The 12,403-nt window shown below is 72.1% G+C and carries 9 protein-coding genes; 5 read left to right on the top strand and 4 right to left on the bottom strand.

Going from position 1 to position 12,403, the window contains the following annotated elements:
- Positions 1-77 precede the first annotated feature (77 nt).
- Together BpN12_RS09755 and BpN12_RS09750 are read right to left on the bottom strand one after the other, a co-directional pair.
- A complete protein-coding gene (locus BpN12_RS09755) occupies positions 78-308 on the bottom strand; it encodes a hypothetical protein (protein ID WP_246792289.1) in 231 nt (76 codons plus the stop codon).
- 432 nt (positions 309-740) lie between these two features.
- Entirely contained in the window at positions 741-1,310 is a 570-nt protein-coding gene (locus BpN12_RS09750) for a chlorite dismutase family protein (protein WP_246792288.1), read from the bottom strand.
- Positions 1,311-1,614: 304 nt separating this feature from the next.
- Here BpN12_RS09750 and BpN12_RS09745 point away from each other — a divergent pair, with 304 nt between their 5' ends.
- Entirely contained in the window at positions 1,615-2,790 is a 1,176-nt protein-coding gene (locus BpN12_RS09745) for an NnrS family protein (RefSeq protein WP_246794676.1), read from the top strand.
- A 234-nt stretch (positions 2,791-3,024) separates the two neighbouring features.
- Here the strand turns inward: BpN12_RS09745 and BpN12_RS09740 are convergent, their stop codons facing one another.
- Complete coding sequence (locus BpN12_RS09740) at positions 3,025-4,506, bottom strand: aminotransferase class V-fold PLP-dependent enzyme (RefSeq protein ID WP_246792286.1); 1,482 nt, start codon at positions 4,504-4,506, stop codon at positions 3,025-3,027.
- A gap of 453 nt (positions 4,507-4,959) precedes the next feature.
- Here BpN12_RS09740 and BpN12_RS09735 point away from each other — a divergent pair, with 453 nt between their 5' ends.
- The 4 genes from BpN12_RS09735 to pdeM are packed head-to-tail and all read left to right on the top strand — an operon-like array spanning position 4,960 to position 11,348.
- Positions 4,960-6,087 (top strand): ligase-associated DNA damage response exonuclease, encoded by a 1,128-nt coding sequence (locus BpN12_RS09735; protein WP_246792285.1) that lies wholly within the window; start codon positions 4,960-4,962, stop codon positions 6,085-6,087.
- A complete protein-coding gene (locus BpN12_RS09730) occupies positions 6,084-7,751 on the top strand; it encodes an ATP-dependent DNA ligase (protein ID WP_246792283.1) in 1,668 nt (555 codons plus the stop codon). Before BpN12_RS09735 ends, BpN12_RS09730 begins: the two co-directional genes overlap by 4 nt.
- Positions 7,748-10,687 (top strand): ligase-associated DNA damage response DEXH box helicase, encoded by a 2,940-nt coding sequence (locus BpN12_RS09725; protein WP_246792282.1) that lies wholly within the window; start codon positions 7,748-7,750, stop codon positions 10,685-10,687. The genes BpN12_RS09730 and BpN12_RS09725 overlap by 4 nt, the downstream gene beginning before the upstream one ends.
- Complete coding sequence (gene pdeM / locus BpN12_RS09720; protein ID WP_246792281.1) at positions 10,674-11,348, top strand: ligase-associated DNA damage response endonuclease PdeM; 675 nt, start codon at positions 10,674-10,676, stop codon at positions 11,346-11,348. Before BpN12_RS09725 ends, pdeM begins: the two co-directional genes overlap by 14 nt.
- A gap of 130 nt (positions 11,349-11,478) precedes the next feature.
- On the opposite strand, the gene BpN12_RS09715 is transcribed toward pdeM, so the two are convergent.
- Positions 11,479-12,318 (bottom strand): oxidoreductase, encoded by an 840-nt coding sequence (locus tag BpN12_RS09715; protein ID WP_246792279.1) that lies wholly within the window; start codon positions 12,316-12,318, stop codon positions 11,479-11,481.
- Positions 12,319-12,403: the final 85 nt, after the last annotated feature.

Below are 12,403 nucleotides of genomic sequence, written 5' to 3'. Positions count from 1 at the left end.
AGGCCGGCGCCCGCGTGGCGGAGCGAGGCGGCACCGCCGGCCGGGCGATGCCGCGGCGGCGGTGTGCCCGGCCGGCGTTACTTGTTGACGTTCTCGCAGCTGGTCGGGCCGTCGCCCCAGCTCTTGCCGCCGCCGTTCTTGCATTGCTGCTTCGTGTATTGGCCCGGCGTCTGGTTTTTCGGCAGCTTGCCGTCGGCGGGGCAATTGTGATGGAAATAACAGAAGGTTTTTTCGGCGGCCTGCGCCGTTCCGCTGAAAGCGAAGCAGGCGATCAGGGCGGGCAGGCAATATTTGATCACGGGCGACATACGGGTCTCCAAGGGTTGGGAGCAACACGCTGCCTGTCGGTCGAGGATATTCGAATCGGATTGGCGAGTGCGGTGACAGGCGAAATCGAGATTATTCGGATCGTGATCGAGGGTCAATGCCTTTCCCGGGGAAACATGCGGGGAAAGGCATGGTATAAGCGCGAGGCCGTGGTTTTCGGGTAATCCGTCTTGATTGGAAACGCCGCGTGATTCGTGAATCCGGTGGAATCGGATAATCGAATCGAATCCAATCGTGTCGATATTGCGGTGATTCGTTGATATTGCCGAAAATATGCTGGCACGATCGATTGACGATTCGGATCGCATCAATGCGAACCGCCGTTTTCCGAATGCATGTGAATCGCACCAATCATCCCGGCTTCACGGAATACGAGTTCGACGCCGCCGCGCAACCGCCTTCCGGGGCTCCACTCAAGTGCGCGTGGCGGCGCGTTCGAGGCGGATGTCGATGTCGCGGTCGACATAGCGCCACTCCTCGGACGCGCGCAGCGCGGCCACCAGATCGTCGAAGCGATCGCGGTCGGCCGGGGCGTATTCGAACCAGGTGAGGAAATCGAACGGCTCCGACTCCGACAGGTCGCGGCAGTGATAGAGCCTGCGCGCGATCGCGGGCAGATAGCGCAGCCCGATCCGGATGTGGTCGGAGCGATCCTCGAGGATCTCGCGGCGCGCGTCCTGCGGCAGCGCCCACCAGGCCGCGTTCTTGCGCAGCGGAATCAGCGCCGCGCAGGTGGACGCGGCGCGGCCGAGTCCCTGCTGCGAGGCCGTCAAGCGCGTCTTCTCGTCGCCCGACGTATACCGCTCGTGACTCGTGATGCCGCGCAGCAGCCAGGCTGGCTCGGCGCCGGCCGTCGCGCCGCTGCCGGCCGGCGAGACGGCCAGCGCCGCCACCGGCGGCAGGCTCTCGCCGGCCAGCGTGCGGGCCGACGTGACATGCCAGATGCCGGCGCTGCCGCCGGCAAAAGAAAACAGACGGTCCATGGCGTTCTCCTTTCAGGACGGTGGCGGCGCGCCATCCGCGATGCCTCGCGCCGCGAATCGCGCCACCGGCATGGATTCGCTTCGCGCGCATCGGCGGTTACAGGCGAATGCGAAGAACGAAGCGGGAGCGGCGAACGCGGCGCCGATTGTCGCGGCGAATCGCGGCGGGTTTTGTCGCCGATCATGGACTGGCGAGATGTGCCGCGCCGGGCAGCCGCCGGGCCGCGCCTGCGCGGGGCGAGCGGCGCTATGCTGGCCGGCGCGTTCATCGATCCCGGAGGCCAGCGTGAAGATCAGCGAACCGATGCGGGCCGCGCCGCATTCCCCGGTGCCGCCGCTGCTGCAACTCGGCATGCGGCCGTTCTATCCCGGCGGCGCCGCGTTCGGCGCGCTGGCGATGCTGATGTGGCTGGCCGCGCTGCACGGCGTGCCGGCGGCGGGGCGCATGGCGTCGATGTCGGGCCTGCTGTGGCATGTCCACGAGATGATCTTCGGTTTCGCGGCGGCCATCGTGGTGGGCTTCCTGCTCACGGCCGTGCGCGCCTGGACCTCGCGCGACACGCTGCGCGGCGGCGCGCTGGCGGCGCTGTGGCTATGGTGGGCGGCGGGCCGCGTGCTGGTCTGGACCGGGCCGTGGGCGGTGGCGGCGGTGGTCGATTCGCTGTTCCTGCCGATCACGGCGCTGGTGCTGCTGCGCGTGCTGGTGGCCGCGGGCAACCGCCGCAACATGTTCCTGTCGGCGGTGCTGGCGCTGTTCGGCGTGCTCGACGCGCTGTTCCTCTGGTATGCCGCGGCGGGCCGCGCCGATCTCGCGCTGCGCACCGCCTATGCGGCGACCGGGCTGGTCGTGTTGTTCGTGGTGGTGATCAGCGGGCGCATCGTGCCGATGTTCACGATGAACGCGATCCCCGGCTTCACGCTGCGCCGCTTTCGCGTGGTGGAGAGGCTGGCCGCGCCGGCCGCCGTGCTGACGCTCGGCGCCGATGCGGCCGGCGCGCCGCCCGCGCTGCTGGCCGCGGCGGCGGCGGTCACCGCGCTGCTGCATGCGGCCCGGATCGTCGGCTGGCGGTCCTGGCGCGTGGGCAACCGGCCCATCCTCTGGATCCTCCATGTGTCCTGCCTGTGGATTCCCGCCGGCTTCGCGATGCTGGTGCTGGCCGCGGCCGGCGTCGTGCCGCATTCGCTGGCGCTGCATGCGCTGACGGTCGGCGCGATCGGCGGGGCGATCATCGCGATGGTCACGCGGACCGCGCTCGGCCACACCGGCCGCAAGCTCGTGGCGGGCCGCTGGGAGCAGTCGTGCTACTGGCTGATGATCGCGGCCGCGCTGCTGCGCGTGTTCGGGCCGCTGGTGCCGGTGGTGCCGTATATGGCGTGGATCGATGCGTCGGGCGGCTGCTGGATCGTCGCGTTTCTGGTCTACACGATCCGCTATACGCCGTTCCTGACGGCACCGCGCGTCGATGGTCGCGTGGATTGATGCCGGACGCATGCGTCCGGGCGGTTTGAGGCCGGCTCGAAGGACGCTGAGGCAGCCGGCGGGCGACGGGCGTGCGTGGTGGTGATGGGGATCGCGCCCGGAGGCGTTCGTTGCGGGTCCGCCGCGGGCGGTACGGCGGCACGCCCGATGTAGCTGACGCGCTCAATGCACCCCAAGCACCAACCCGCCCGACCCCGGCAGGCCGCCAAACCCGAACGGCCGCCACCCATCGCCTCAAGCCGTGCGCCGCAGCGCCAGCCGCTCCCACAGCAGGCCCGCGCGGCGCCCGCTGCCGCAATACGCGAGCACCGGCTTCGGCAGCGCGTCGAGCATCGCGCCGAACGCGTCCACCTGTGCCTCGCCGATCCGGTCGGCCGCCTCGACCGGCAGATAGCGCGCGTCGAGGCCCAGCTCGCGCGCGGCCGCGGCGATCTCCGCGAACGCGGGCTGATCGGCGCTCTCCCCGTCAGGGCGGTTGCAGATCACGGCGCGAAAGCCCGCGCCGCGGATCGCCTTCAGGTCGTCCGGCTGGATCTGGTGCGAGGCGGCGAAGCCGCTCTCGGCCGTGGCGCGGCATTGCTCGATGGCGCGCCGGAAGCTCGCGACGGCGAACGCGATGTCGTCCTCGCCGGTGAAGCGGCCCACGCTGAGGCGCACGGTACGGCCGGCCGCGGCGGCGTCGAGGCCGAGCGCCGTCAGCACGTGCGAAGGCTTGCCGGCCGCCGAATTGCAGGCCGAGGTGGACGACACGGCGAGCGCCTCGTCGAGCATGAACGGATGGAAGCCGGGCGCGGTCACGGTCAGGCTCAGCGTATGCGGAATGCGGCGCGCCGCGCGCGCGTTCTGCTCGACGCCGCCGATCGCGAGCACCGCGTCGCGCAGGCGCGTGGCGAGCGCGGCGATCCGTGCCGTGTCGGCGTCGAGTTCGCGGGCCGCCAGCTCGCAGGCGCGGCCCATGCCGACGATCTGGTGCGTGGCGAGCGTGCCCGAGCGCAGCCCCGATTCGTGGCCGCCGCCGTGCATCTGCGGCGCGATCCGGCCGGCCAGGCCGCGCCGCACGTACAGCGCGCCGATCCCCTTCGGCCCGTACACCTTGTGCGCCGACATCGACAGCAGGTCGATGCCGAGCGCCTGCACGTCGATCGGCGTCTTGCCGAGCGCCTGCGCCGCGTCCACGTGGAGCAGGGCGCCCGCTGCGTGGACGAGCCGCGCGATCGCGCCGACGTCGGTGAGCGTGCCGATCTCGTTGTTCACGAGCATCAGCGAGACGAGCCCCGTGTCGGGGCGCAGCGCGGCCGCCACGTCCTCGGGGCGGATCTCGCCGTCGCGCGCCGGCGCGACGTAGCTGACCGACAGGCCGCGCGCGGCGAGGCTCGCCATCGTGTCGAGCACGGCCTTGTGCTCGATGCGGCTCGTCACCAGGTGGCGCCGCTCGGCGGCGTGGTCCGCGTAGCCCTTCAGCGCGAGGTTGTTCGACTCGGTGGCGCCCGAGGTCCAGACGATCTCGTCGGCGGCGGCGCCGATCAGCGCGGCCACCTGGGCGCGCGCGTGCTCGACCTTGTCGCGTGCGAGCCGGCCGGCGCGATGCGAGTTCGAGGCGGGGTTGCCGAAGATGCCGTCGGCGCCGAGGCAGGCGGCCATCGATTCGATCACGCGCGGGTCCACCGGCGTGGTGGCGGCGTAATCGAGGTAGTGCAATGCGTTGTTCTCGGTCATGTCCATGGCGTGCCATTACTCATCTGAAGCAGGGGAAATGATACGAGCGCGGGCTGGGAAAAAAACTCCAAAGTTGCGATGAATTCGTGCAAAGCATAGAAGAATTTTCTATGCGGCCGCGATGCCGGGGGAGCCGGCGGCCAATGCCGCGGACACGCTGCCGGCATGGCGGCAGCGCGCGCCGCCGGATCGCCGCTTTCGCCGCCCACGAGGCCGCACGCGGCTGCCGGCGCGGCCCGGCGGTGTGGATCCGCGTGCGCGGGCATGGGCGAACATGCGGCCGGTGCCGCGCCGCGCAGCGCTCAGCCGATCGGGAACGATTTTCGCTTCCGCCCTCGTCAAGCCACGCTGCCGGCCCCGGCCCGCGCCGGCCCGCCCGTCTCGCGCGGGCCGCATCGGCTAGACTCGACAGGCCGGGTTTCGACCGCATCGACGACTGGAGACTGGACACGCGTGGACACTGCCGCCGACCTGATCATCGCCCGCCCCGAAGGGCTCTACTGCCCGGCGGGCGGCTTCCACATCGATCCGTGGCGGCCGGTCGAGCGCGCCGTGATCACGCATGCGCATGCCGACCACGCGCGCGCCGGGCACGCGCGCTACCTGGCCGCGCAGCCGGGGCTTGGCGTGCTGCGCGCGCGGCTGCCCGGCATCGAGGTGCAGGGCCTTGCCTACGGCGAGCGGATCGAGATCAACGGCGTGCGCGTGTCGCTGCATCCGGCCGGGCACGTACTGGGCTCGGCGCAGGTGCGCGTCGAGCACGGCGGGCGCGTCTGGGTGGCCTCGGGCGACTACAAGGTCGAGCCCGATCCGACCTGCGCGCCGTTCGAGCCGGTGCGCTGCGACACCTTCATCACCGAATCGACGTTCGGCCTGCCGATCTACCGCTGGGAGCCGGCGCCGGCCATCTTCGCCGGCATCGACGCCTGGTGGCGGCACAACGCGGCGCAGGCGCGCGCCTCGGTGCTGTTCTGCTACGCGTTCGGCAAGGCGCAGCGCGTGCTGGCCGGAATCGACCGCGGTATCGGCCCGATCTTCTGCCACGGCGCCGTCGAGCCGCTGAACCGCGCCTATCGCGAGGCCGGCGTCGATCTGCCCGCCACGCGCCTCGTCAGCGAAATCGAAGCGCGCGACAAGGCCGCGTTCCGCGGCGCGCTGGTCATCGCGCCGCCGTCCGCGCAGGGCAGCGCGTGGCTGCGCCGCTTCGGCGACTACAGCGACGCGTTCGCCTCGGGCTGGATGCGCCTGCGCGGCACGCGGCGCCGGCGCGGCGTCGATCGCGGCTTCGTGCTGTCGGACCACGCCGACTGGCCGGGCCTGCAGCAGGCGATCGGCGCGAGCGGCGCCGAGCGTGTGATCGTCACGCACGGCCAGATCGAGCCGATGGTGCGCTGGCTCACCGAGCAGGGGCTCGACGCCGGCGCGTTCGCGACCGAGTACGGCGACGAGGCGCTCGATGCGGGCGATGCGCTCGATTCGGGCGATTCGGTTGGCGCGGGCGAGGCAGCGGCCGGGCCGGACCCGCAAGGTGGGCCTGACGCGGCGGATGCGCCGGACCCGGTCGCGAGCGCGCCGCGATGAAACGCTTCGCGACGCTCTATGCCGCGCTCGACGCGACCACTTCCACCAACGTCAAGCTCGAGGCGCTGATCACTTATTTCGCGAGCGCCGCACCCGAGGACGCGGCCTGGGCCTCGTATTTCCTCGCGGGCGGCAAGCCGCGCCAGACGGTGCCCACGCGCGTGCTGGCCGACGCCGCGCGCGAGCGCGCCGGCCTGCCGGAGTGGCTGTTCGAGGAGTCGTATCAGGCCGTGGGCGACCTGGCCGAGACGATCGCCCACGTGCTGCCGCCGCCCGCGCGCGAATCGGCGCTGGGGCTCGCGCAATGGATCGAGCAGCGCGTGCTGGGCCTGCGCGGCCTCGATCCGCCGGCGCTGCGCGAGCGCCTGACCGGCTACTGGGACGAACTGGACTGGAGCGAGCGCTTCCTGCTCACCAAGCTGATCGGCGGTGGCTTCCGGGTGGGCGTGTCGCGGCAGCTGGTGGTGCGCGCGCTCGCGCAGGTGGCGGGCGTGGACCACAAGCGCATCGCGCAGCGCATGGTCGGCTGGACCGACTCGCGGCAGGCGCCGAGCGCCGCGCGCTATCTGCGGCTGGTCGCGCCCGAGGCCGACGGCGACGATCCGGCGGCGCCGCATGAAAGCGACCTCGGCCTGCCCTATCCGTTCTTCCTCGCGCATCCGCTGCAGGCCGATCCGGCCACGCTCGGGCCGCCGGCCGACTGGATCGTCGAATGGAAGTGGGACGGCATCCGCGCCCAGCTCGTCAAGCGCGCGGGCCGCGTCTGGCTCTGGTCGCGCGGCGAGGATCTCGTCACCGAGCGCTTCCCGGAACTGGCCGCGCTCGGCGAGGCGCTGCCCGACGGCACCGTGATCGACGGCGAGATCCTCGCCTGGGAGCCGGGCGCCGACGCGCCGCTGCCGTTCGCGCGCCTGCAGCCGCGCATCACGCGCAAGTCGCTGACGAAGAAGGTGCTGGCCGATTCGCCGGCGGCGCTGCTCGCCTACGACCTGCTCGAAGCCGACGGCCGCGACCTGCGCGGCGAGCCGCTCACGGCGCGGCGCGCACGGCTCGAGGCGCTGGCCGGGGCGCTGTCGCGCACGCTCGCGGTCGATCTGCTGCGCGTCTCGCCGCGCGTGACGGCGGATGGCTGGCCGGCGCTCGCCGCGCGGCGCGCCGAGAGCCGCGCGCGCGGCGTGGAGGGGCTGATGCTGAAGGCGGCGGCGTCGGAGTACGGCGTCGGGCGCACCAAGGCGTCGGGCGTCTGGTGGAAGTGGAAGATCGAGCCGTATGCGATCGACGCGGTGCTGCTCTACGCGCAGCGCGGCCACGGCCGGCGCGCGAGCCTCTATACCGACTTCACGTTCGCGGTGTGGGACGAGGCCGACGGCGTGCGCACGCTGGTGCCGTTCGCCAAGGCCTATTCGGGGCTGACCGACGAGGAGATGCGCCAGGTGGATGCCGTGGTGCGCAAGACGACGATCGAGAAGTTCGGCCCGGTGCGCAGCGTCACGCCGACGCTCGTGTTCGAGATCGGTTTCGAAGGAATCCAGGCGAGCCCGCGCCACAAGTCGGGCATCGCCGTGCGGTTCCCGCGCATGCTGCGCTGGCGCACCGACAAGTCGATCGAGGAGGCGGATACGCTCGACATGCTGAAGGGCTTCTTGAACGGGGCGCCGGGATGAGCGGGGCGCGCGGGTTCGACGAGCCGGACGAGTCAGCCGGTGGCGACGGCGGTGACGATCGTGCCGCGTCGCGCGACGCGCCCGATGCGGAGCGGCATCGGGCGCGCGCGCCGCGCGGGCGCCGCATCCCGCGCACGCGCGCGGCGCAGGCGAAGCGCGACGCGGTTGCCGAGGCGTTTCGGCCCGCGCCGTTCGCGTTCGACGCGGCCGCGGCGCGCCGGCCGATCGGCGAGCGCATCGCCGCGTGGCTCGCGGCGCAGGACCGGCAGCCGTTCGCGTTCCAGCAGGAGGTCTGGCGCGAGATCGCGCGCGGCGCGAGCGGGCTGCTGCATGCCACGACGGGGGCCGGCAAGACCTGGGCGGTCTGGCTCGGCGCGCTGGCTGCCTATGCGGGGGAGGAGGGGCGTGGGGCGGCGGCCGACGGCGCGGATGTCGAGGACTCGCAGGCCGAACCGCCGGATCAGGACGCGTCGGATTCGCAAGCCTGGAACATGTGGGACCCAGATGTACGAGCTTCGGACACGCATGATTCGGATGCGCGGGCATCGGATCTGCGAGACCAGGAAGTGCGAGACCTGAAAGCCCGAGGTTCAAACCGGCAAGCCAAGACGGCAAAACCCGCCGCGCAAGCCGTGCTGGCCGCCGTGCGCCGCGCCGGCCTGCCGGCTCCGCTGACGGTGCTCTGGATCACGCCGATGCGCGCGCTCGCGGCCGACAGCGCGCGCGCCCTGCAGGCAGCGGTGTCGGGTCTCGGCGTGGCGTGGACGGTGGGGCTGCGCACGGGCGACACGCCGTCCGCCGAGCGCAGCCGGCAGAACCGCCGCATGCCGTCGGCGCTCGTCACCACGCCCGAGAGCCTGTCGCTGCTGCTGACGCGTGCCGATGCGCGCGAGACGCTCGCGCGGCTGCGGCTGGTGGTGGTCGACGAATGGCACGAGCTGCTCGGCAACAAGCGCGGCACGCAAACCCAGCTCGCCATCGCGCGCCTCGCGCACTGGCGCCCGGCATTGCAGGTCTGGGGGCTGTCGGCCACGCTCGGCAACCTCGCGCTCGCGCACGACGCGCTGCTGCACGCGGTGCGCACGCCGCGCGTGGTCGTGCGCGGCGCGCAGCCGAAGCCGCTGGTGGTCGATACGCTGATCCCCGAGACCATCGAGCGCTTCCCGTGGGGCGGCCATCTCGGCACGCGGCAGGTGGGCGCCGTGGCCGACGGGATCGACGCCGCGCGCAGCTCGCTGGTGTTCACCAACACGCGCTCGCAGGCGGAAAGCTGGTATCAGGCGCTGCTCGAACGGCGGCCCGACTGGGCCGGCCTGATCGCGCTGCATCACGGCTCGCTCGACCAGTCGGTGCGCGACTGGGTCGAACTCGGCCTCAAGAACGGCAAGCTCAAGGCCGTGGTCTGCACCTCGAGCCTCGATCTCGGCGTCGATTTCCTGCCGGTCGAGCGCGTGTTCCAGATCGGCTCGCCGAAGGGCGTCGCGCGCCTGATGCAGCGCGCCGGCCGCTCGGGCCACGCGCCGGGCCGCACCTCGCGCGTGACCCTCGTGCCGACCCACGCGCTGGAGCTGGTGGAGGCCGCCGCCGCGCGCTGGGCCATCGGCGCGGGCCGCATCGAGGGGCGCGAGATGCCGCTCAAGCCGCTCGACGTGCTGGTGCAGCATCTGGTGACGGTGGCGATCGGCGGCGGCTTCACGCCGCGCGCGCTCTACGACGAGGTGCGCACGGCCTATGCCTATCGCGATCTCACGCAGGCCGAGTTCGACTGGGCGCTGGCCTTCGTCGAGCGCGGCGGCGCCTCGCTGTCGGCCTATCCCGACTATCACCGCGTGGCGGCCGATGCCGACGGCATCTATCGCGTGCCGCGCGAGGACCTGGCGCGGCGCCACCGCAACAACGTCGGCACCATCGTGGCCAACGCCAGCATCCACGTGGCCTGGCTGGCGGGCGGGCGCATCGGCACCCTGGAGGAGTCGTTCATCTCGCGCCTGAAGCCCGGCGACGTCTTCATGTTCGCCGGCCGCGCGCTCGAACTGGTGCGCGTGCGCGACATGACGGCCTACGTGCGGCGCGCGGCCCGCTCGCGCGGCGCGCTTCCGCAATGGGCGGGCAGCCGGATGCCGCTGTCGTCGGAGCTGGCCGACGCGGTGCTGGTGATGCTCGCGCGCGCGCGCGACGGCGAGGCCGGCGGCGAACCGGAGATGCGCGCGGTGGCGCCGCTGCTGGAACTGCAGGCGCGCTGGTCCGCGCTGCCCGGCCCCGGCGTGCTGGTGGTCGAGCGCGTGCGCACGCGCGAGGGCCATCACCTGTTCTGCTATCCGTTCGCCGGCCGCATGGCGCACGTCGGGCTCGGCGCGCTGATCGCGTGGCGCGTCGCGCGCGACCGGCCCAGCACGTTCTCGATCTCGATGAACGACTACGGCTTCGAGCTGCTGTCGGCGCAGCCGTTCGACTGGCCGGCGCTGATCGACGGCGGCCTGTTTTCGCCGGACGGGCTGGAGCACGACATCCTCGCGAGCCTCAACGCCTCCGAGCTGGCCGCGCGCCGTTTCCGGGAGATCGCGCGCGTCTCGGGGCTGGTGTTCCAGGGCCATCCGGGGCAGCAGAAAAGCGCGCGGCAGCTGCAGGCCTCGAGCAGCCTGTTCTACGAGGTGTTCCGCCAGCACGACGGCGCGAACCTGCTGCTCGCACAGGCCGATCGCGAGGTGATGCTCGAGGAACTCGAGCTGCGGCGCATCCGGGACGCGCTGGAACGCATGCGCGAGAGCCGGCTGGTGCTGACGCAGCCGGCGAAGCCGACGCCGTTCGCGTTCCCGCTGATCGTCGCGCGCCTGCGCGAGAAGGTCAGCACCGAGCAGCTGGCCGACCGCGTCGAGCGCATGCTCGCCGCGCTCGAGAATACGGCCCGACGCGAGGCGGCGCATGACCGGGACTGACGGGACGCTGACGATCGAACTGGGCGGGCACGCGCTGCGGTTGTCGGCCGGGCGCGCGGCGTTCGATCCGGTGCGGCGCAGCCTGTTCGTGGCGGACGTGCATCTGGGCAAGGACGCCGTGTTCCGCGCGCGCGGCATTCCCGTGCCGGCCGGCGCGACCGGCGTGGCGCTGGCGCGGCTCGACCGGCTGATCGCGGCGCATCGGCCGGCCTCGATCGTGTTTCTCGGTGATCTGCTGCACGCGCGCGAAGCGCATGCCGACGAGCTGCTGGGCGCGCTGCGTAGGTGGCGCGGGCGGCACGCGGCACTGCGGCTCGTGCTCGTCGAGGGCAATCATGACCGGCATGCCGGCGCGCTGCCGGCCGAGTTCGGCGTCGAGCCCGTGAGCGAGCCGTATCGGTTCGGGCCTTGGGCGCTTTGCCATCATCCGGGTGGGGTGGACGGCGCTTATGCGCTGGCGGGGCACGAGCATCCGGTGCTGCGGCTCGCGGCGGGCGCTGATCGCGTGCGCCTGCCGTGCTTCCGGTTCGGCGCGCGGGCCGGCGTGCTGCCGGCCTTCGGCGAATTCACCGGCGGCTTCGAGGTGGGCGCGGCGGCGCGGGCGGCGGGCGAGGCCGTGTACGTGGTGGCCGGCGACCGCGTGCTGGCCGTGCCGCGCTGAACGGCCGGCGGCGGCCGGCTGCCCTGGCTCCTCATACGGGACGTTCGCGACCGTTCAGGCTGGAGCCGGCCGGCACGCCGGGCACGGCGCGGAGCGGTCGTGCCGGCCGCTATCGATCAGGCCACGCGCGTTACGCCGCGCCGTCCGTCGAACGGCTCAGCGCTTCCCAGGCATCGATTTCCTCGGCCATCGACGCCAGCTTGCCGCGCACCAGCGCGAGCGCGTCGCTGCCGAGCAGCAGATGCGCGGGCGGCGTGTCGCTGTCGATCGCGGTCAGCATCGCGCGGGCGGCCTTCACCGGGTCGCCGAGCTGCTTGCCGCTCTTTTCCTCGCGCGCGGCGCGGATCGGATCGAACAGCGCGTCGTAGTCGGCAATCGTGCGCGGTGTGCGCACCATCGAGCGGCCCGCCCAGTCGGTGCGGAACGAGCCCGGCGCCACCGCCGTCACGGCGATGCCGAACGGCGCGACTTCCTTGCCGAGCACCTCGGAGATGCCTTCCAGCGCGAACTTGCTGCCGCAGTAATAGGCGATGCCCGGCATCGTGATGAAGCCGCCCATCGAGGTGATGTTGAGGATGTGCCCGCGCCGCCGGGCGCGCATGAACGGCAGCACGGCCTTCGTCATGGCCACCGCGCCGAACACGTTGACGTCGAACTGCCGGCGCATCTCGTCGAGCGACGATTCTTCCATGACGCCTTCGTGGCCGTAGCCGGCGTTGTTGACGAGCACGTCCACCGGGGCGACGTTCGCCTCGATGTCGGCCACCACGCCGTCGATCGCGTCGAAATCGGTCACGTCGAGCAGGCGGGCCACCGCGCGGGCCGGATCGAGCGCCTCGAACGCCTGCCGCGCCGCCTCGTTGCGCACCGTGCCGACCACGCGATGGCCGGCCGCGAGCGCCTCGCGCGCCAGCGCCTGGCCGAACCCGCTGCTGACGCCGGTAATGAGCAGAGTCTTGGGGGAGGACATGGCAACGACTCCTGGAAAATTGAATGAGCTTGCATGCTATTCTCCTGAGCCGAGCTTTTGCAGGCCCGTTATTCTGCTTTTCTTG

This window comes from Burkholderia perseverans, assembly GCF_022870505.1.
In the GTDB taxonomy this organism is placed as follows: Bacteria; Pseudomonadota; Gammaproteobacteria; order Burkholderiales; family Burkholderiaceae; genus Burkholderia; species Burkholderia plantarii.
This window is presented reverse-complemented; position numbering and strand designations above follow the sequence as displayed.